The sequence below is a fragment of the Paenibacillus sp. V4I3 genome, assembly GCF_030817215.1.
Lineage (GTDB): Bacteria > Bacillota > Bacilli > Paenibacillales > NBRC-103111 > Paenibacillus_E.
On the sequence record NZ_JAUSZA010000001.1, the window covers coordinates 5,966,762 to 5,988,005 of the forward strand.

Annotated in this window: 19 protein-coding genes and 1 other annotated feature; of the genes, 5 read left to right on the top strand and 14 right to left on the bottom strand. The window is 44.8% G+C overall.

From position 1 onward, the window contains the following. Positions 1 to 349: 349 nt before the first annotated feature. From QFZ77_RS27800 to gpr, 4 genes are all read right to left on the bottom strand, one after another. Complete coding sequence (locus QFZ77_RS27800) at positions 350 to 517, bottom strand: hypothetical protein (RefSeq protein ID WP_307444445.1); 168 nt, start codon at positions 515 to 517, stop codon at positions 350 to 352. Beyond that, on the bottom strand, positions 489 to 1,466 hold the full coding sequence (locus QFZ77_RS27805) for a TIR domain-containing protein (protein WP_307444448.1): 978 nt from the start codon (positions 1,464 to 1,466) through the stop codon (positions 489 to 491). The genes QFZ77_RS27800 and QFZ77_RS27805 overlap by 29 nt, the downstream gene beginning before the upstream one ends. Then, on the bottom strand, positions 1,463 to 1,936 hold the full coding sequence (locus tag QFZ77_RS27810; RefSeq protein ID WP_052228179.1) for a nucleotide-binding protein: 474 nt from the start codon (positions 1,934 to 1,936) through the stop codon (positions 1,463 to 1,465). Before QFZ77_RS27810 ends, QFZ77_RS27805 begins: the two co-directional genes overlap by 4 nt. Positions 1,937 to 2,070: 134 nt before the next feature. Then, entirely contained in the window at positions 2,071 to 3,069 is a 999-nt protein-coding gene (gpr, locus tag QFZ77_RS27815) for a GPR endopeptidase (protein ID WP_307444453.1), read from the bottom strand. A gap of 196 nt (positions 3,070 to 3,265) precedes the next feature. On the opposite strand from gpr, the gene rpsT reads away from it, so the two are divergent. Beyond that, entirely contained in the window at positions 3,266 to 3,517 is a 252-nt protein-coding gene (gene rpsT, locus QFZ77_RS27820; RefSeq protein WP_028557986.1) for a 30S ribosomal protein S20, read from the top strand. A gap of 75 nt (positions 3,518 to 3,592) precedes the next feature. Here rpsT and holA read toward each other — a convergent pair whose 3' ends face one another. The 3 genes from holA to QFZ77_RS27835 form a co-directional block, all read right to left on the bottom strand. Beyond that, the gene (gene holA / locus QFZ77_RS27825) at positions 3,593 to 4,612 is read right to left on the bottom strand and encodes a DNA polymerase III subunit delta (RefSeq protein ID WP_307444456.1); all 1,020 of its coding nucleotides are present in this window, start codon (positions 4,610 to 4,612) and stop codon (positions 3,593 to 3,595) included. 214 nt (positions 4,613 to 4,826) lie between these two features. Continuing rightward, positions 4,827 to 6,038, bottom strand: a complete 1,212-nt coding sequence (locus QFZ77_RS27830) for a zf-HC2 domain-containing protein (RefSeq protein ID WP_307444459.1) — start codon at positions 6,036 to 6,038, stop codon at positions 4,827 to 4,829. After that, positions 6,035 to 6,583 (bottom strand): RNA polymerase sigma factor, encoded by a 549-nt coding sequence (locus QFZ77_RS27835; protein WP_056838612.1) that lies wholly within the window; start codon positions 6,581 to 6,583, stop codon positions 6,035 to 6,037. The genes QFZ77_RS27830 and QFZ77_RS27835 overlap by 4 nt, the downstream gene beginning before the upstream one ends. Positions 6,584 to 6,930: 347 nt before the next feature. Here QFZ77_RS27835 and QFZ77_RS27840 point away from each other — a divergent pair, with 347 nt between their 5' ends. From QFZ77_RS27840 to QFZ77_RS27850, 3 genes are read left to right on the top strand one after another with little or no spacing between them, the layout of a single operon-like run. Continuing rightward, positions 6,931 to 8,493: a spore germination protein gene (locus QFZ77_RS27840; RefSeq protein WP_307444462.1), complete on the top strand. Its 1,563-nt coding sequence runs from the start codon at positions 6,931 to 6,933 to the stop codon at positions 8,491 to 8,493. Then, a complete protein-coding gene (locus QFZ77_RS27845) occupies positions 8,490 to 9,599 on the top strand; it encodes a GerAB/ArcD/ProY family transporter (protein ID WP_307444464.1) in 1,110 nt (369 codons plus the stop codon). Before QFZ77_RS27840 ends, QFZ77_RS27845 begins: the two co-directional genes overlap by 4 nt. Then, positions 9,589 to 10,767 carry a Ger(x)C family spore germination protein gene (locus QFZ77_RS27850; protein ID WP_307444467.1) on the top strand — a complete coding sequence of 393 codons (1,179 nt, stop codon included), beginning with the start codon at positions 9,589 to 9,591 and terminating at the stop codon, positions 10,765 to 10,767. The genes QFZ77_RS27845 and QFZ77_RS27850 overlap by 11 nt, the downstream gene beginning before the upstream one ends. 196 nt (positions 10,768 to 10,963) lie before the next feature. On the opposite strand, the gene QFZ77_RS27855 is transcribed toward QFZ77_RS27850, so the two are convergent. The 3 genes from QFZ77_RS27855 to QFZ77_RS27865 form a co-directional block, all read right to left on the bottom strand. Beyond that, the gene (locus QFZ77_RS27855) at positions 10,964 to 13,546 is read right to left on the bottom strand and encodes a DNA internalization-related competence protein ComEC/Rec2 (RefSeq protein ID WP_307444468.1); all 2,583 of its coding nucleotides are present in this window, start codon (positions 13,544 to 13,546) and stop codon (positions 10,964 to 10,966) included. Between the two features lie 462 nt (positions 13,547 to 14,008). Further along, complete coding sequence (locus tag QFZ77_RS27860; RefSeq protein ID WP_307444471.1) at positions 14,009 to 14,521, bottom strand: deoxycytidylate deaminase; 513 nt, start codon at positions 14,519 to 14,521, stop codon at positions 14,009 to 14,011. A 110-nt stretch (positions 14,522 to 14,631) separates the two neighbouring features. Next, positions 14,632 to 15,231, bottom strand: a complete 600-nt coding sequence (locus tag QFZ77_RS27865) for a helix-hairpin-helix domain-containing protein (protein ID WP_307444474.1) — start codon at positions 15,229 to 15,231, stop codon at positions 14,632 to 14,634. Between the two features lie 216 nt (positions 15,232 to 15,447). Between QFZ77_RS27865 and comER the strand changes: the two genes are divergently transcribed. Then, a complete protein-coding gene (gene comER / locus QFZ77_RS27870; RefSeq protein WP_307444478.1) occupies positions 15,448 to 16,275 on the top strand; it encodes a late competence protein ComER in 828 nt (275 codons plus the stop codon). Positions 16,276 to 16,301: 26 nt separating this feature from the next. Here comER and leuS read toward each other — a convergent pair whose 3' ends face one another. The 4 genes from leuS to rsfS all read right to left on the bottom strand — a co-directional run bounded on the left by leuS (position 16,302) and on the right by rsfS (position 21,235). Continuing rightward, positions 16,302 to 18,770: a leucine--tRNA ligase gene (gene leuS / locus QFZ77_RS27875; protein WP_307444480.1), complete on the bottom strand. Its 2,469-nt coding sequence runs from the start codon at positions 18,768 to 18,770 to the stop codon at positions 16,302 to 16,304. Positions 18,771 to 18,858: 88 nt separating this feature from the next. Next, positions 18,859 to 19,169 (bottom strand) — a binding site (T-box leader). A 68-nt stretch (positions 19,170 to 19,237) separates the two neighbouring features. Beyond that, positions 19,238 to 19,996 carry a class I SAM-dependent DNA methyltransferase gene (locus tag QFZ77_RS27880; protein WP_307444482.1) on the bottom strand — a complete coding sequence of 253 codons (759 nt, stop codon included), beginning with the start codon at positions 19,994 to 19,996 and terminating at the stop codon, positions 19,238 to 19,240. A 1-nt stretch (position 19,997) separates the two neighbouring features. Beyond that, complete coding sequence (locus QFZ77_RS27885) at positions 19,998 to 20,891, bottom strand: CvfB family protein (RefSeq protein ID WP_171643691.1); 894 nt, start codon at positions 20,889 to 20,891, stop codon at positions 19,998 to 20,000. Next, positions 20,888 to 21,235 (bottom strand): ribosome silencing factor, encoded by a 348-nt coding sequence (rsfS, locus tag QFZ77_RS27890; RefSeq protein WP_307444487.1) that lies wholly within the window; start codon positions 21,233 to 21,235, stop codon positions 20,888 to 20,890. Before rsfS ends, QFZ77_RS27885 begins: the two co-directional genes overlap by 4 nt. Positions 21,236 to 21,244: the final 9 nt, after the last annotated feature.

Below are 21,244 nucleotides of genomic sequence, written 5' to 3' on the forward strand. Positions count from 1 at the left end.
ATAGAACCCAAAACGCTAGAATTTTTCTGATAGAGGGAAAATGAAGCGCAAATAAACCTGAGACGCTTCTCAGGTTCTTCTGTCAATCCATACACGGGTACTGCAGATAAAGCTTGTTTCCTTCAAAATCACCTCTCGACTCTTGAAAGGGAAGTTCCCTTTGGATAGTTCTCTCGCGCCTACACCCTTGTTTATTTACAATTCCCCCACGTCTGAGGTCCGAAAAAGCTGGTTATTAACATAACTTCTTATAAGTGAGCAGAAATCTCGAGTAAAGCTAAATTGACATCCTACACTTATACGCAAAAAAAGAACCCCTCACGGGGTTCTTACGTTTATCTTATTACAGCTACGCAAGGGATTCGAAATCAAATGACCCTTTGGCCACAATCGTTACCCCGCTTGTTTTATTTAGAACAGTGGGACCGTTATATAATTTGAGCAGCGTCTTATCACTCGGTTTATGTTTATTGTCTGTGGTTGGTCGGTTACGAACTTTCTTCATGTGCTTCAGCATAAATAATCCTTCCTTTCACAATGGATTTGAGTGAAGACACGAGCTTCGCATTTCTTTCCGATAACTCCATCATGACTTGATGATGATTGCGCGCGGGAATATCCGTCCTTGTTTTGAAATGTATGGATGAAACAATCGTCGGATGCAGCTTAATGCAGTAAATGTATTCAAACTCGCCATCTTCTTTATCCTTGGCTTGCCCCAGGTAGATGTTCGTATCCTTGCCCCGGTAACATTCGGCTAGATAGCTAGTAGGGTCATTGACGTTGAAGCTGTGGTTGTTGCTAACCTGACCGGCACGGCCAAACTGCTGCAAGGTAACACCATCTTCGAGAAGTTCAAAGAGCGTTGCCGCTGTCACTTCTTGAAGCTCAATTATACCACAATTGGTATCAAATGTCTTATGGAATTTATCCAATACGCGGTCATAATCCACACTGGACACACTAAGCGAATCCAAGGCGTCGAACAAAAAACTGCGTATTGCATCGTTCTTCTTCATATCGGATAGCTTGAACCGATTCTTATGAACGCCGATACTATGCTTAATCGGGTAAAGGTGAGGACCTGCTAGCTCCGCAACTCCCGAAACGGCCTGCTGATCATCGATTCGCAGAGGGTTGTAACCCTCCAGATACTCAGGCAGTTCACAATTCTTAGACATCACAATGAACGTGCGGCTATGCCCCAATTCTCCGATACAAAGCCCTATCAATACGAGTATATTCCCGTAAACCAAGGGATCATGACAATCCGCATGCGTGATAATAAGTAGGGCAAAGTCCGTCTCTTCGATATGCTTTTTTAGCATTTTCAATTTATGATTGGACGCCGTAAGCACACCCTGATTAATAACCGTAACCTCGGATGAAGACGATAACTGCGCTTGATAGAATTCGGCCCACAGCGAACTTGCAGGAGAGCAGCCTATAAATATCTTTGGTTTCATTTCTCTCTCAGCCCTAACTCTTTGAGCATTTGCTTCACGACGAAAGTTGCCGGGCCTAGGCCAGCCATTAGCCCAGAGGAATGATTCGCATCATAAGTAAGTGGGGTTAGGCCGATTAAATCGGAGGCTATATGTAATTTTTCTTTTTCCGGAATAAGAAAATACGTCCGTTCTAGACCTATTTGTCCAATAAATAGACCCAATTCTAAAATAACATTGTCACGTACTGTGCTAACCAATGAATCTCTCAAAAGTGTCAAATCATTAGGTTGGAAGACAAAGATAGCAAAATCACTAGACTTCGCCTGCTTAATAAGTGGAGCCAAGGTTGTATGTGAAGGAGGGAAAAGCAATTGACTCCAAACCGTTACATCAAATGAAAAATGGAGATTAGATTGCAAAGCCTCTGCTACTTCAACACTTTCAGCAGATGACCCTATGAATAGCTTCGCTTTATGTGCGCTGCTCAACAGAACCACGTCCTCATTTAAGTTGATCGTCCCTTATTTCGACGCCCCCCTCCTTATTCCTTCCAAATTACGTAAAAAAGGACAAAAAGAAAGAACTGCATCCACAAACTAGCGGACTCAGTTCTTACAATCATTTAGTGCGTATAGGCCGCTACATTATCAACACCCACGGCATCGTGTAAGGCAGCATTTAAGCCGCTAGCAATAATATTGGCGATGTCTTCAATAAACTGGTCGATCTCCTTCGGCGTGACAAGCAGATCGTGTCCTACGGGGTTTAGAACCTCTTTAACCAGCAGCAGCCGCTCATCTTCGTGGATATTATCAAGAAGCCCCAGAATCTGCCCTGTGTTGCTCGTTTGCTGGCTAAAATGCTTGTGCATCAAGTCAAAGGCATTATTCACGATGGTCGATGCATAAACAACAGTCGGGACTCCAATGGCAACCACAGGAATGCCAAGGTTTTCTTTGGTCAACCCTTTGCGTTTATTTCCGATGCCTGAACCGGGATGAATACCCGTATCCGCGATTTGAATGGTCGTATTGACCCGATCTAGGGACCTGGAAGCCAGCGCATCAATAGCAATAATGAAATCAGGTTTAGACATATCGACAATCCCCTGAACGATGTCACTGCTCTCAATCCCTGTTGTTCCGAGCACCCCTGGCGCTACCGCGCTAACTGCCCGATACCCTGGACTAACGTCTTCCGGAACTAGTTCAAAGTAATGACGTGTTACCATTACATTATCCACAACTAGAGGGCCTAGCGCATCGGGTGTCACATTAGAGTTGCCTAGACCAATAATAAGCGCTTTGGCATTCTTAGGGATGCCGATTTCACGCAAAAACTGTTCAAACTCTTGGGCCAATTTCGTGGCGACACGGTCCTGTAATTGGCTGTCTTTCTCCCGAAGAGCTGGCACTTCTATCGTTATATAATGTCCGAGAAGCTTACCAAGCGCTTTGGAGCCCTCTTCGTTCAGAACGTTGATCTTGGTAACTCGTATCCCGTTTTCACGCGTCGACTCCTGTTCAATGCCAGGTATCGGTTGCCCCTGATTGGCTGCATGAGCCATATCCCTTGCATCTAGCGCAAGATCCGTATGTGTTGTAAAAGAGCCTAAGTCCATTGAAGTTCCCCTTTCTCAGGTGCATTGCATCCCTTATTGTGCTACGATTTACAACCGCTTATACAAAAACAAAGACCACTGAAAACCTATTGACAGGTCTTGCATTTTCAATAGTTGCATGGTAGAATACTTAAAGTTGTCAGCAAACAAACAAATGTAACGTTGAACCGTGTTTTGTAAGTAGGAGGTGAATTTCATGCCAAACATTAAATCCGCTATTAAACGAGTAAAAGTTAGCGAAAAGCGCCGTCTTCGTAACGCTTCCCAAAAGTCCGCTTTGCGTACTGCTGTGAAAGCTTTCGAAACAGCTGTAAGCCCAGAAGCTCTAATTAACGCTTCTAAGAAATTAGACAAAGCTGCTTCTAAAGGTTTAATCCATAAAAATGCCGCTAACCGCAAGAAGTCCCGTCTGGCTAAAAAGCTGAACGCTCTTACGGCTCAAGCGTAATAAAACGGACATAAAGCAAAAGTCCAGTTCTCTACACAGAGAGCTGGACTTTTTACTTTTCGTAAGGCCGTCCTCCTAGGCAGCAAGCCTAAGAAGGAACAACTCCAAACCTAACACTTTATCGATTTTTCCCGTTTTCATTTGGAAATCGAGATCCGCAAGCTGCGACATGATCCTGCTCAGCTTCTCAATATTATATTTGCGCGCTTGCCCTTCAGCCACCTTCACGGCAAAGGGATGCAAACCGATCTGTGAAGCCATTTGCTGCTGGGAATAGCCTTGTTTACTTAGCTCCTTCACCTGCAGCATGATGCGGAACTGCCTCGCGATGAGCGCCGCGATTTTGATCGGCTCCTCACGCTGCTTCAGCAGCTCCTCGAGAATAACAAAGGCACGTTCCAGCCTTATATTTACAATGTCCTCTATAAGAATGAAGACGTTCTGTTCTGTACTGCGGGCAACCAATTGATCGATTACATCAACCGATGCTTCTGCACCTACTCCTACATATAAAGAAATCTTCTCAATTTCTGCAGATAAGGATTGCAAATTCCCTCCGGTGTATAGGATCAGTTGATCGGCAGCTTCCCCCGTGAACGTAAAACCCAGCTGCCCAGCTTGTTTGGCCACCCATTGCTGCAATTCTTCTGGGCTGAGTGATAGGAAGGGAACCGCTGCTTCAAGGTCCTTGAGCGATTTCACAATCTTCTTACGCTCATCCAATTTATCTGCATCGACCGTAAACACCACGACGGTATGTTCCGCTGGAGATTTCAAATAATCCGTCAAACGATCCAAGTGATGTTCAATCTTCGAACTCTCCTTCGCCCCTGTGAAAAACAGTGCATTCTTCGCGATGACCAGCTTCTTCGGAACCATAAAGGGAAGGGTCTCCGCATCCTCCAGCACCGCAGAGAGACTAATCTCACTTAAATCAAATTTACTCACTGCAAACTCTTTGTGCTCGGGCTCAATGAGCAAATCCGTTAGTACTTGAATAAATTCCCTCATCTTATATTTCTCAGGACCGTAGCACAAATAAACCGGTGCAGGGCGCCCTGCTTGTATATCTTTTAATGCTCTCTTTGCGTCCATAGCTCGTGTTCACTCCTTGCTACCATTTTACCAACAACAAAGGGATTACGTCAAAGCCCGAAGACCTTGAGGTAATCCCCTTGTTTGTCTATTTAAACACCGGTGAAAGGCTCTAGAAACCTTATACCGTGTGGACAAACCACCAAAGCATTGCCGCTTCCTTATCCTACAGCATACGCTAGAACCGTTACTTTGGTGCATTCGTATCACAAATTTACTTAGCTGATTCCTCTTTCACATTTAAATCAATGAGGAAAGTTTGAAGCGAGCCTTCGCTTTGAACTTGATAAAATAACTTGTCGTCCTTAGACCATTCCACTAACGTGATAAGATCACCAGACTTCCAAACTTGCTTGGACGCAAAAACAACTTCCTTGGTAGAGCTGTTTCGGATCACGACATGCTGTTCTTCAACAACAGCCTCAAGAACGCCCGTTGTTGATTTCAACGGATTCGCACTAGGTGCTGTCAAAGAATATATGCCTCCGACATCACTCGTTCCTCCACCCTTCTTAGCAGCTGGCGTAGGTGTTGGTTCCGTAGTTTTCAATAACTTCTGCTCTTCCGGCAGCTTATTTGAAGTTTCACTGCCTGCTGGCGGATTCGTCGATACAGGGTCCGATTCCTTCTTCTCATTAGTCCCAGCGGAAGCTTGGACTCTCAGCCGTTCAGGTTCTGAAGTAGAAGGTGCCTGGCGAAAACCATCCGTACCTTTCGTGGTCCCAGATGTACTCAGCGTTTGTGGGTCCTCCAGCTTCGCATCTGTTGTAGCTTGCGGCCCCACTAGCCCATTTCCCGTTGCTGCTTCCGGCTGATCTTTCTCTTGCCCAAATGACTCAGCGGCCGGGGCATTAGGTGCCACCTGCTTCGCGTCTGCACTGTCTGCCGCCTTATTCTTGACAGCATCTTGTGCGGCGTTTGAATTGGAGCCAGCCGTGCTTTGCATTTGTCCGGCACTTTGCTTATCAGATGCAGCCTTTGGCTGCAGCAAACCGTCTGCTTGATCCAGCATAGGATGCTTAAGGTTAAATGCGAAGAAACCAAGGATGAGACCTGCGGCAACGACACCACCTGCAAATTTCCAGGAGAACTGTGATCCTAAACGGCGTGTCCAAGGGAGTTTGGGAGGCTGCACAGAAGCTGTCTGGTTAGCATTGGTGCCGAATGCAGCCACCTTGTCGGTAATGGACGCCGCGGCATGTCTGTCTATATCAGCTAGCTGCGGCATGATAGCATCGACCAAACTGTATGGAGGAATGACCTTTGGTAACTGGGTCAGTTCATCGGACAATCTTTGTAAACGTTCAAACATCTGTGCACAGTCCAAGCAATGCATCAGGTGAGCATGAAGCTCATCTTCCTCTTTTGCATCTAAATCCCCATCCAGCTGTCTTTGCATAAATTCCATCACCTCTTGACAATTCATCCCCGAACACCTCCTTTCTGATATTCTTGGAGCAGCGACTGTAATTGCTGTCTAGCTCGAAATAAGTAAGACTTCACCGTGTTTAACGGTAGGTTGAGAGATTCTGCAATTTCATGATACGAAAAGTCCTGCAAATAACGGAGAACAACAACAGATCGATGGTGTTCGGGAAGCTTTTCGATTGCTTCTCTAATATCTTTGGCTAAATAGCCAATTAACATTTCCTGTTCAACATTATGCTCTGCTGTAAAGGTCATATCATGCTCATCAATCGAAACCGTTGGTTTCGCTTTGCGAAATTTATCGATGCAGATGTTCGTTACAATCCGCTGTACCCACGTCTTGAAGAGCGCTTTTTCTTCATAGGAATTAATTTTTGTATAAATCCGAAGGAGTGCCTCCTGTGAAGCATCGAGGGCATCCTGTTCATTATTCAAAATATAATAAGCGGTTCGATATACGTGAGACTCAATTTCTCGCAATAGGGTAATGAGAGCATCACGATCACCGGCTTGTGCAGATCTTACCAGTTCGGGTGCTACCACTGGGATCCCTCCCTCTTGCAATCTTACAGACGCAGCAGCGTCTCATAAGGTTGCAACTCTTTTAGAATAAAAAAACGATGGCAGTCTTGCAACTACCAGAATAACAAACTTCCAGAAATAAATACACTTGTTATTAGACGTATACAAGACCGATTAGTTTCATCTTCGCCTCACAAACCGCTCTCCCCTCTTTCTCATCAATCAAATTACCTCTATTGTAAGCTTTTTTAAAAGAAGAGATAGTACTATGTTTGGATAGTACCGCCTAAGAAATTGCCATAACCGTTTAATTCTAACCGAAGTGGTAAATATTACAGATGAGCTATTCGAAAGTGGAGGGCTGCATCATGTTCAAACAATTATTTGGCAAAAGGAACCGATCCCCTCAGGTTCATAACCAGCCAAACACTTCAAGTCCAGATTCCATTAAACCATTATCATCGTCATTGCAAGAAAATCTGGCTACCATTCAGACGATCCTGCACCATCCAAGCGATCTACTCATTAGACAGTTTACAATCGGAACAGACCAATATCCGTGTGCATTAGTCAGCATTGATGGTCTGGTCGACATAGCGATGATTAATGAGCAATTACTAAGCCCGATGCTCCACTCCTTTGATCATCCTGTTACCTCAACTTCGGAATTAATAAACGTATTGAAGCAGCAAATTCTAACGGCTTATGAGTTGGAAACAGTTGAACTTCTGGACGACGCTTTAATGGCCATTCTATCTGGCAATACGCTTCTTCTATTCAACAATCTCGCACAGTGCATCATCATTTCCAGCTGCGGTTGGAAAACCCGCTCGATTGAAGAACCACAAACAGAATCAATCATTCGGGGACCAAGAGCAGGTTTTACAGAAGACATACGCACGAACACCGCATTGCTTAGAAGAAGAATTAAAGAAACCAACCTTGTTTTTGACACCTATCAAATCGGGCAAAGAAGTAGACGTGAGGTGATCGTCACTTATATCGCTGACATTGTGCATCCCGACCTTGTGAAAGAAGTTACTCGCAGAATCAAGAGCATTGATATCGATGATATCGAAGGATCGGGTTACTTGGAGCAATGGATAGCAGACAGCTTCCTTAGTCCATTTCCACTTATTATGAATACCGAACGACCTGATCGAGTATCTGGCGCACTTCTCCAAGGTCGAGTTGCCATTCTAGTAGATGGAGATCCATTCGCCCTCATATTGCCGATTACATTCGCTTCAAGTTTGCAATCACCTGAAGATTACTATCAGCATTGGCTCATCTCGACGTTGACGCGGGCACTTAGATTAATTTCAGCTTTCATTGCTACCTTTTTGCCAGCTCTTTATATTGCTTTGCTCGAATTCCATCATGGGATGATCCCTTCAAAATTGGCATTCTCCATCGCTGGAGCCAGGGAAGGCGTGCCATTCCCTGCAGTCGTCGAAGCCTTCGCCATGGAATTCACGCTCGAACTTCTCAGGGAAGCAGGACTCCGATTGCCCAAACCAATCGGCCAAACCATTGGGATCGTAGGCGGTTTAGTTATTGGAGAATCTGCTGTTGCTGCCGGCATGGTAAGTCCCGTTATGGTTATTGTTGTAGCCGTCACAGCCATCTCTTCCTTCTCGCTGCCATCTTATTCGTTTGCCATTTCACTGCGCGTCATGCGATTCAGCATTATGTTGGCCGCTGCCTTTTTAGGCTTATACGGGATCATCTTAGCCTACATCATGATCAATATCCACCTGGTAAATCTGAAGAGCTTTGGCGTTCCATACTCCACCCCTTTTGCGCCAATTTTATTACGAGACTGGAAAGATCTCATTCTAAGATCACCCCTGCTATTCGTGACAAAGCGGCCAAAAATGATGCAAACCAAAAATGATCAGCGAATAAGAGGAAGGAGAAACAGAGGATGAAATCTTTTGAATATGGAGATAGTGAGATCGGTTCCATGGATATAGTCATTACGATTTCATCCATGATTATTGGCGTAGGTATACTCTTTCTGCCGAGGGCACTAGCGAAAACGGTACAATCATCTGATGGGTGGGTATCCATGCTGCTGGCAGGTCTTCTTGCGATCGGCTCAGCCTGGATGCTAGCCAAAATTGCGATTCATTTTAGCAAACAAGGTTATTTCGCTTATGCCTCAGCAGCCGTTACGAAGCCTATTGCCCTCATTGCAATCATTTCTCTTGCCCTTTACTTTATCCTATATAGTGCCTATGAAGTTAGGGCTATTGCTAATATTTCCAAACAATATCTATTTGAGCGGACTCCTGTTGAAGCGATATCCTTAACCTTTTTACTAGTCGTCGTTTATGCCGTTTCTGGCAGTCGAGTCGGTATTATTCGTCTTAATATTTTATTTTTACCCATTGTTATCGTCATCTCACTAGTCGTACTGACTTTTAGCATGAGCATATTTAACTTGGACGACTTAAAACCGTTTATGATCTCAGATTGGAAAAGTTTGGCAAAGGGAATACAAACCAGCGCATTCTCGCTCCTTGGTTTTGAAGTCATCTTAATTTACATCACCTTAATGAATCACCCAAAGAAAGCCCCCAAAGCAGTTGCCATCGGTGTGGCTATTCCTGTTGTACTATATACCGCAATCTACCTTGCTTGCGTTGGTGTATTTTCACATTTCGCCCTTCAACAAATAACGTATCCCGCCATTGAGCTTGCCAAGGAAATGCAAATTCCAGGCGCATTCTTTGAGCGGTTTGAATCTATGTTTTTTACAATTTGGATTATGGCTGTCTTCACTACGACCATTATGGCCTATGACTGTTCCATCTATCTGCTTATGTCTATCTTTAATAAAACAAAGAAAAAGACATGGGTATTCATACTAAGTCCGTTCATTTATATACTTTGCATGTTCCCACGAAACTTAGCTGATTTCGATGAAATTAGCGGTATCATTAGTTATATCGGATTAATTGTCGCCATTATTTTTCCTATCCTCATACATGTTGCTGCTAAACTTCGAGGAGTGAATAGTGATGCTTCTTAAAAAAAGGAGCTGCTGGCCCAGTCTAATCTGCATCCTCTCCCTTTTAACAGGCTGCTGGGATCGTATAGAAATTGACCAACGCGGGTTTGTCGTCGGTGTTGCTATCGATTACAGCAATACTCCGAAACACAAATTCAAGGGAACCTATCAGATTGTCGTACCCAGTGGGCTGAAACAAAGCAGTCAAGGACAAAGTGGATCTGGCAGTTCCGGTAAAGCCTACTTTAATTTATCAACAACCGAAAACTCTATGCCTGCCATTAGCTCGAAATTGGCAGTCAGGACGAGTCGTTCCCCTTATTTCGAGCATCTAAAAATCATTATCATTTCCAGCGAAGTAGCCAAAGACGATAAAATTTTCGCCGACTTGTTGGACTTTTTCTTACGAAATAGTGAAATGCGAAGAGGCGTTCAAATATTAATTACCGATGGAAAAGCCGCGGATATTTTAGATATTCCTACTTTTAATGAACCAACACCTATCGATTATATTACTTCTATTGCCAGAAACGATCGAAAATCAAACTATATGTTACCCGAATCACGCATAGGTGATGTTCATGAATTTTTAGTCAAACATGAGAGCTTCGCTATTCAAACCGTAAAATTGGAAGAAAAAGGGGTTTCGATGACCGGATCCGCTATATTCGATGGTCATACCAAGGAAATGGTCGGATTCTTGACAGGTGATGAAACACAAGGATTGAACTTCGTCACTGAGCAAGTTAAAGGCGGTATCATCGAAGCTAAGATTAAGGATCACACCCTTGCCTTCCGAGCGGAAAGAACAAAAAGTAAAATTACAATGCAGCAGCTCAGTCCAACAAAGTTCAAGTTCAACATTAAAATCGCAACTGAAGGGGTTCTTGATAAATCGATTTCCGATTATGATACCTCTAATTCAGAAACAATTAAAAATTTGGAGAAAAGCCTGGAAGATATGGTCAAAGCAAATACCCTTAAAGCCATTAAAAAGCTCCAACAAACTTATAAGAAGGATGCATTGGGACTAGGGGCTTATCTATATCAAAATCATTATAAAATATGGAAACCCATTGCAAATGATTGGGATCAGGGATTAAATATATTCACACAATCAGAGATTAACGTGCAGGCAGAGGTCATTATAAGGCGTATCGGAAATATCATCAAAACGACAAAGGAGTAATGCAAGTATGTGGTTTTCTCTCATTGGAAGGTTGCCTTCAGGGATGATACTGATTTGTACCATTCTCTCATTCGTCATTCCCTTCGGTGTTCATTGGATATACAAAGAGCTGCATATGTATGGTGATCCACCATGGAAACAGGAACCTATATCGGAAGAACACAAAGATCCACAATCGAACAACTCTGGATAGAGATCATTCAAATCTTGATTCATCCATTATTTTTATACGGGAGTAAATCCCCTCTTTACGGACTTCTAGTTGCACTTCCCCCATTTGATCTGTACGTAACACTTGCACCTCATTTTCTTCCAAACGCCTTAACACATCAGGTGCTGGGTGACCATAACTATTCATACCTCCTACAGATATGACAGCCCATGAAGGCTTCCAATAGTCGAGCCACCCTGGTGTCGTGGATGTTTTGCTGCCATGATGAGCAAGTTTCAGTACATCGACCTTATGATTTTTGTTTTGTTCTAGGTCAATTAACGAAGGATGTTCTTTTAAATAATCGACCACAACAGCTTCAGATTCTTTCTCCATATCGCCCGTAAATAACCAACGCGTCCCCTGCATCTCGAGCAAAAAAACAACGGACTGCGCATTCTGTTCTTTGACAATTTCAATGAGCCGATTATCTCTTTCCAAAGGGTACAGAACCTGCAATCTGGTAAGCGGATCAATCTGGATCCAATTGCTTACATTCGCAGGCAGAAGCGGCACTTTTCGCGTTAACAGGGTGTCAAATAATTTCTCTATGCTTGCCCCTGGCTTGAGCGTTCCATTAAAAAGAAACTGCTTGACGGGCATTTGCGCAATAACAGCCTGCAGACCGCCACTATGGTCCGCATCTTCATGGGTGAGAACTACGAGATCAAGTTGATGAACACCACGTTTCTTGAGCAGCGGAACGAGCAGCTTTTGGCCAACTTCATAAGGATCCTTGCGAATTTTCCAAGCTTCACCAGGTTTCCTGAATGTAAGAGTCCCTCCACCATCAACCAGAATATGTCGACCATAAGGCGTCCGAATCAGAATAGCATCACCTTGACCAACGTCGATAAATTGAACGAGACCGGATCTATTGAAGCGCTCAGGCGAATACCCCATCCAAAGCAATAGCAGGAAACCTCCTGTCGCACATACTAACCATTTCGATAAGTTCACTTTCTTTTTGCCTTTAACACTTACCAAAACAATCGGAGGCTCTCTTCCAGCTTCTTGAGATAAGCGCCAACATAATCCATAAATCAAAATGAGAAAAGCATAATAAAAGGCAATCCATGGTAAGCTTGGCGACGGCCACAGCATCTTAAATTGGTTAAAATGCTGAAGCTTGTCAGTCATCCAGAAAATTACTTCGTTTAACCAAGAAATAAGCAAACCGATGCTTTTTCCTGCAGGAACATAGACCATTCCCAGAACTAGAGCAAGCAGGCCAGCGGGGAATACAATCATACTTATAACAGGAACCAAGATGGCATTAGCTAGCCAAGACAATAAAGAAAACTGATTAAAATAATAGATGGATACCGGAAAGGATACCATTTGGGAAACAAGCGTGATGGAAGCCGTATTTCGTATAATAGGGGAAGAAATCCACGGAACGAATAAATCATTGACTCTTTGTACGCCAACAATGAGACCAAGGGTAACCAGAAAAGAAAGCTGAAAGCTGACATCCAGCAGGAAGTATGGATCCCATAAAAGCATGATCCATGCGACAATCGCCATAATATGCAAAACATCCTTAAAAAGCCCTCGCCGCGCAGCATAGAGGGCAATTATAGACATGAGTCCGGCCCGAACAATGGAGGGCGAAGCACCTGTCAGTAGGATATAGAACGGCAATAACCATATACAGATTAGCAAATAGGTCTCCTTCGCCAGCTTTAATCGGCGCATGATCCAAATACAAACGCCAAGAAATACAGCAATATTCAAGCCGGATATAGCCAAAATATGGGTCAATCCCAGCTCCGAAAATTGCTGGAAGCGCTCGGGATCGAGATCGTCCGTTTGACCGATCAACATGCTCTTCATGAACCCCGCCTGCGGTGCGGAGAAGATAAGGTCCATGCGCCTGCTAAGGGCACCTCGCAGCTCGTCGTTCCAGCGCAGCAGCTGGACGACGCTTAAGCGCGCAGCCGCAGGCTCGACCTGCGCCTGATCCACCCCTTTGGCAGAAAGCAGCCAATGGGTGTGGTGAAGGCGCAGGTATCGGCGGTAGTCGAAGCCGCCGAAGTTACGGGCCGGGGACGGGCTGCGCAGCGTCCCGTGCAGCGTCACGGCGTCGCCTCGGCGCCAGCCCGACGCCACCGCCTGCTGCGCCTGCTGGAGCAGGCGCAGCGAGACCTGCACGCTTTCCCCGCCGAGCGGGAAAGCTTCCGCGCTTGGGAAGCGGATGGATTCCGCTTCCATCGTGAAGCTGGCCCTGTCGCCGTCGACGGTGACAGGGCTGGAGAATCGACCGAGCAGCGTGACCTCGCTGCCGTCCAGGCTCATCTGCTGCTGCGCTAGCGGCAGCAGCGCAGAGACGTTTCGCTGGTCGGTCCATTGGAAGTAGCCGTAGGCTACTCCGACCAGCAGCAAGGCGCACAGCGGCTGTCTGCCAGGCAGCCGCAGCGCGTAGATGACGATAAGCGCAGCTAACAGCAGCGCGCTCGTCATCAAAGATAACCACCGCAGCTCGGTATAGAGCGCCAGCGCGTAGCCAGTTATCCACAGACAACACCCTATAACAACTGGTCGTTTCATAAGCATTTGCATATACATTTGCTTCCCCCTCCTCTTGAATGTTATAAAATCGAATTGTATTCATTTACACATGTATTTGAAGAAACGATATGTACATTGAACTTCATCATTCATCTTTCATCTTTCATCTTTCATCATCATCATTCATCTGCATCATTGGATTTTTTACAATGCTTTTCACTCTCAGACTTCAAAAAACAGCTCCTGTTGGAGTAATTCCAATAGAAGTCTCCTGAAAAGACAATCTTCAAGGATAATCATAAATTTCATTGGATTATTCCAGTCAAAGCACAATAACCCAAGTCAGAATAGCCATTACACTGTATTTACTCCAATGAAAATGTAGGTACTGCGCAGTTACCGCGCCTTTGATATCCATACTTTTTATCAGCTGCATAACGAACAAAAAAACCTCTCCCCAGAGCAGCCCTAAAGACTGCTTCTAGAAAGAGGTTCTTCCCCTTGCTTCAGTAAACATATTTAATTCACAACGTCAGATACAGTACCTGGTGGAGGTTCATATCCTTCCATTTTACGGAAAACGATACCTCTGTTCTCCATCAAATGGCTTACTTTCTCATGATCCTTGGGGTATCCGCGATGGAAAACGATCTCCATAACACCGCTGTTGGCCAGCATATTCGCACATGTCCAGCAAGGCTGATCTGTAACATAGACAGTCGATCCTTCGCGATCTTCCCGATCCGTAAATAGCAGTAGATTTTGCTCTGCATGGATCGTACGAATGCATCGCTGTTTACGAATAACTTCCTCGGTATCATCCACCACTTTCAGCTCGATTTCTTCTACAAGCATGCAGCCTGCCTCTGTGCAATCGGGTACACCCATGGGGGCACCATTGTAAGCAGTTCCTAGCAGCTTCTTACCCTGAACCAACACTGCCCCCACATGCCGACGGTTACATCTTGATCGTGTTGATGCCATGTAAGCAATATCGAGGAAATAAGTATCCCAATCTTTACGGTTGTTCATAACGGATTGCTGACTCCTCCTTCCGAAGATCACTGATATAACTATTGAATCCCTTTTTTCATTTCTAGTATTCTCTCATATTTTCTAGCAAAATAAAAGAAAAGCAAGGACTACGACGTAGTTACATAAAGAAATACCTTTAACTTCTCAAGCATTTTCTCCCCGATTCCCTTCACCTCTATCAGTTCTTCAATCCGGCTAAATCGCCCCTTCTTTAATCGATAGTCCAAAATAGCCCTTGCCTTGCTCTCTCCAATACCCGGTATTTCATCTAACTGCTTGAGCGTAGCTGTGTTAAGATCCAATTGACCAGTAGACCGTGCTGCTGGCAAACTAGCCTCCGGTTTTTCATTAGATACAACAGAAGGCGTAGGCATTGCCATAGGTGCAGGTATTGCTGATTTCGGTTCTGTGTCTATGGTTGCATTTGGTTCTGTGTCTGTGGTTGTCTTCGGCTCAGTGTCTCTCGTTGCCTTCGGTTCTTCGTCTATCGTAGTTTTCGAATCTAATTTCCCTGTAAGTTTCGCTTCATGTAGCGACTCCTCCCCAGTTTGAGAAATCATAGCCTGCATCTGAGTGTTCAAAGGCATAAAATCTGTCTGAATCATAGATCTGCCTCCACGAAGGAATGGCCAAGCGACAAAAGCAAATAAACAGATCGCTGCCATCATGAGCAGTATCCTTCCTCTTTTGGAACCAAAAAAATCCACGAATTCCCTCCTCAGAGTTTTGCTTTAGCAAAACTGACTTCGAAAGCATAAACTTTAGAGTTTTACTTTTAGCAAAACTTGAATCTTAAGTCTTTTCGAACATAATTGCTGACATATGAACATATACATGAAAAAGCATCTGAATGGCATTTAAAACTGACCCCGTTCAATAAACGATGAAAGAAAGTGACTGATTTTTTCGGGAGGGATTACTGGATGAAAGCAGGATTCATCGGTACTGGGAGTATGGGAAGTATTCTGATTGAAGCGTTCATTCATTCTGGAGCTTTCAATCCGGAGCAAATTATTGCGGGAAATCGAACAATTCGTAAAGTTGAGCTGCTTGCGGAGACATATCCTGGACTTCATGTTGCCGGGTCGAATAGAGAAGTCGTACTGGGGAGCGATCTCATCTTTCTATGTGTGAAGCCATCTGAATTCAAGACGGTTATTGATGAAATCAAAGAGGACGTGCTTCCCTCTCAACTCATCGTGTCCATCACAAGCCCTGTCCTGCTCAAACATTTGGAAGGTCTTCTGCCGGCGAAAATCAGTAAAATTATCCCAAGTATCACGAACTACGTGTTAAGTGGTGCTACACTATGTATTCATGGGAATCGAATGCAGCCTGAGGACAAAGAGTGGCTTGAGAACCTATTTGCGCATATATCTTCACCTATTCGTGTTTCTGAAAATTATACGCGGATCTCATCCGATATATCCAGCTGCGGTCCCGCTTTTCTAGCCAAATTCCTGCAATCTTTTATTGATGCAGCTGTCGAGGCAACTGGTATTTCAATTGAGGAAGCTACCTTACTTGCCAGTGAAATGACGCTAGGCACAGGTAAGCTGCTTACGACCGGAGGATTCAACCCTACTACTCTGCAAAAACGCGTATCTGTTCCCGGTGGAATCACAGCGGAAGGATTACGTATTTTGGACGACGAGCTTGCGGGGATATTCTCACGAGTCATTTGTGCTACACATACCAAATATGAAGAAGACATTGAGAAGGCAGAGCTGCTGTTTACTTTGAAGCAGTAGCCTTCCCAAATTGTCAACTTCTCTTGCTATCCTACGACAATATTTACTAATTTACCTTTTACAACAATCAATTTGCGAACGGCCTTTCCGGCGGTCGCTTCTTTGACTTTATCGAGGTCAAATGCGATTTTTTCCATCTCAGCTTCATCTGTATCCTTGGAAATCAGCACACGATCAACAATTTTTCCATTGACCTGTACAACAATCTCAATTTCATTGTCGACTGTCCACGCTTCATCGTAGGTTGGCCACGGCTGATAGGTAATTGATTCTGTGCCGCCGAGCTTCTCCCAAAGTTCTTCGGCCAAATGCGGCGCAATTGGAGATAACATTTGAACGAAATTTTTCATCGCTTCAAGCGGTAAACGTTCTGTTTTATAGGCTTCATTCACGAAAATCATCATTTGACTGATCGCTGTATTAAACCTAAGGGCTTCGAAATCCTCGGTTATTTTTTTGATCGTCCGGTGCCAAGTACGTTTGAACGCATCGCTGCCCAATGTTTCGGCGGCGCTGATTTTAGCATTTATTTGACCATTCTCGTCAACAAACAGCCTCCACACACGATTCAAGTAACGATAGATACCATCCACACCCGTTGTATTCCATGGTTTTGTAGCTTCAAGTGGTCCCATGAACATTTCGTAAATACGCAGTGTGTCGGCCCCTTGATCGCTGACGATATCATCCGGATTCACAACGTTACCGCGAGATTTACTCATTTTCTCCATGTTCTCACCAAGAATCATCCCTTGGTTTACAAGCTTATGGAAAGGCTCTTTGGTATGAACAAAGCCAAGATCATAAAGCACCTTATGCCAGAAACGCGCATACAGCAAGTGAAGAACAGCATGTTCCGCTCCGCCGATGTAAAGATCTACAGGCAACCATTGCTGCTGAAGCTCCTGCGAACAAAACTCTTTATCATTACGCGGATCGATAAAACGTAGATAGTACCAGCAGCTGCCGGCCCATTGCGGCATGGTATTCGTTTCACGGCGAGCTTTCATGCCGGTTTCCGGATCAATCGTATTTACCCATTCGGATACGTTCGCAAGCGGTGATTCTCCTGTACCTGATGGTTTAATTTCATCGACTTGCGGAAGCAAGAGTGGCAGTTGATCCACGGGAACAGGCTTCATTGTGCCATCTTCAAGATGAAGAATTGGAATCGGCTCTCCCCAATATCTTTGACGGCTGAAGAGCCAATCTCTCAAGCGGTAGGTTACTTTGCCGCGGCCTTTGCCGTTTTGCGTAAGCCAAGCGATCATATGGCTGATCCCTTGTTCGATGTTCATGCCATTAATCGGACCGGAATTGACATGTTCGCCATCCCCTGCGTAAGCTTCCTTCTCAACGTCTCCACCTTGTACGACTTCGATAATCGGCAAATTAAACTGTTTAGCAAACTCCCAGTCACGTTGATCGTGTCCTGGAACAGCCATGATTGCTCCCGTACCGTAACCGCCAAGCACATAGTCAGCAATCCAAATTGGCACTTTGGCGCCATTTACCGGATTGACAGCATACGCTCCTGTGAAAACACCTGTCTTGTCTTTTGCAAGATCCGTACGTTCGAGATCGCTTTTGCGAGAAGCTTTTTCTTGGTATTCCTTAATGGCAGCAGCTTGATCGCCTGTTGTAATTTGCTCAACAAGCTCATGCTCAGGTGCCAGAACGCAGTACGTAGCGCCAAACAATGTATCTGGACGTGTAGTGAAAACCGTCAGACTCTTCTCATCGTATCCATCAATGGCAAATTGGACTTCTGCCCCTGTTGATTTACCAATCCAGTTGCGCTGCATATCTTTGATGCTTTCGGACCAATCCAGCTCCTCAAGATCTTCAAGTAGACGTTCAGCGTACTCGGTAATTTTCAGAATCCATTGACGCATCGGCTTACGAATAACGGGATGGTTACCGCGCTCGCTTAGACCGTCAATTACTTCTTCATTAGCAAGAACAGTTCCCAGCGCTGGACACCAGTTTACGGGCACTTCATCCACATAAGCGAGTCCTTTATTGTACAACTGGATGAAAATCCATTGTGTCCATTTGTAATACTCAGGATCTGTTGTACTAATTTCACGATCCCAATCGTACGAGAAGCCTAGTGATTTAATTTGACGACGGAATGTATCAATGTTCTTCTTGGTGAATTCTCGCGGATCATTTCCCGTATCCAGTGCGTATTGTTCAGCAGGAAGTCCGAAAGCGTCCCATCCCATTGGATGAAGTACATTAAAACCTCTCATCCGTTTGAAACGTGAAACGATATCAGTTGCTGTGTAGCCTTCCGGATGCCCTACATGCAGACCAGCTCCTGATGGGTAAGGGAACATATCCAACGCATAAAACTTCGGCTTATCCGAATTCTCAAGCACCTTAAACGTTTTCTTCGCATCCCAATAAGCCTGCCATTTCGGCTCAATTGCTTGTGGATTATAGCCTTGCTGCTCTTTTGTTTCTTTGGTTTCTTTAGTTTCCTGTGTCATGTGCAAAATCCTCCCTGTGTACAGCCATCCTCTTCATCATTCAAAAGCGCTGTAAGCGCCAAAAAACCCCTCATCGCTAGCGGATATCGCTAGGGACGAGAGGTTAGATTCCCGTGGTACCACCCTAGTTAACACAAGCATTCTTTGCCTGTGTTCACTCTGCCCCTTAACGCGGGTGAGACGATCCAGCTAGCACCATATATAGGGATCTTTGAGCGTAGCTCAAAGTCTCTCCGCTATAGGGATCTTTGAGCGTAGCTCAAGTCTCTCCGCTTTCCATGGTGATTCACCTTCTAGCTCCAAGGCGAGTTCACAAGACTGACATCTACCGGCTTCCACCCTACATCCGGCTCTCTGAAAGATGCTGTACAAGTTACTATTCCTCTTCTTAGCTTTAATAATCTAATTAGCTTTGATTATATGTAAAATAATGCCGCACTGTCAAGCTGCAATGGACTTCATTGTCGTTATTTCTTTGCAATAAAGAAAGCTCGCTCCGTCATAGAGGTAGGTTGCTCCCAAGTAAAGTCAGCAGCCATTTGCACCTCAGTGAAACCGACTGCAAGCAGCATTTCCTTAAGCCAATGCAAAGAATAAGCCCTTTGCAGATGAGTTTCATCGATACGTCGGAAAGAATCCTTTCCGCTGTCTTTGACAAATATGGTCAACTCGTGCTCAATCTGCACTCTTTCTTCATCTAACTCGCTTGTCCATATGTAGGCAACATCGTCTTCATTCAGGAAAAAGGGCTGAGAGTCTGCATAAGCGAACAACTGCTCAGGTGTATGCACATCAAAAAGGAAAAGACCGCCTGGCTTAAGACCCTTAAAGGTTTGACGGAAAGCATCAACGATATCTTCTTCCTCTAGCAAATAGTTGAGACTATCACAGATCGAAAGCGCCACATCCACTTGTTCACCGAGGTCCCATTCACGCAGATCCTGTTGTACCCAATGAATGGTGCCACCGCGCAGTTGACTTTTGTGCTCCCCCGTTTTTTGCTCGGCGACTGCCAACATGTCTTCAGATAAATCAATACCTGTCAGCTGGTACCCTTCCAAGGCTAAAGGAATCGTCAAATTTCCAGTACCACAGCCCAGATCAACAATCGTAGATGGTTTCATACCAAATCGTTCGAAGCTTTCTTTCACAAAACGAAGCCAATCTTCATATGGCATGCTGTTCATCAAGCGATCATAGGTGTACGCGAATTTTTCGTAACTCATGTTAACCTTGCGTCTCCTCTTGCTTCAGATAGGTCCAATCATCCTCTTGGTAGATGAGCCCGTCCTTCATAAGCTTGCCTAATGCGCGTTTGAAAGCCGCTTTACTTAGGCCAAACCGATCCTTGATGACATCTGCCGACGTTTTATCCGAAAATGGCATCGCATTTCCAGGCCGTTCTTGGAGGACACTCAAAATGCGCTCCGAATCTTCATCCATTCCTTTTTCTTTCCGGAGTCGCATCGATAGATTGACCCGCCCATCCTCTTCACGAACGAATGCGACCCGTACTTCTACCAACTCACCTACACGCAGCAAGCGTGTCCGTTCCGGAGCAGCAATAAGTCCAATAACACCATAGCCAAGGACTCCTGCTTCGCAAATAACAAAGGTACCAATTTGAAGCGGTCTGTACACACGTGCTTTGACCCACTGATTATTCCAACTCGAGGGTGCACGAACGCAAAGAGGAGCCAGGTCCTCTTCCAGAGCCAGCTTAGCGATTAAACGTTCTTGCCGATCGTGAGCTAATGTGGCAAATACCTTATCTCCTACTTGTGGACGCAGCTCTTCGAGCTCCGGCACATGTCTGTAGGGAAGCAACAGGTTGCGACCCAGTCCCATTTCAAGAAAATATCCAAATCTAGGGTGAATATCTACTACTTCCAGAAGTCCTACTTCGCCCATGAGAAGAAGAGGTCGTTTCATTGTAGCCATCAATCGATCCTGCGTATCGTGAAACAAGAAGGCTTCAACATGATCTCCGGGTTGTATCTTACCTACGATTTCTGCATAAGGCAGAAGAACATCCTGCTGGCCGTCAGTAAGGAAATAACCGTTAGGAGGAACCTCCCTCGCTACCTCTAGGGTAACAAGGGATCCTGCTTCCATTCTCATACGCGCTCCACAACTTTGGCATCGGACCAAAGTCTTTCGATATTATAATATTCACGATCATCGCGGTGGAAGACATGAAGAACAACGTCCCCTAGATCAAGCAGCACCCATCTTGCTGTATCAATACCTTCGTAGCCTCTGATATTAACGCCATACTCATGTGCTTTCTTTCTAGCTTCGCTGGCAATCGCTTGCACTTGCGTTTCCGAATTCCCGTGACAAATAACGAAATAGTCGGCAATTGGGGATACGCCTTTCAAGTTCAGGGTTACAACATCTGCCGCTTTTTTATCTTCAGCAGCCTCAACAACAAAAGCCAAAACTTCTTCTGGGTTTTTACTCATTCAATCATC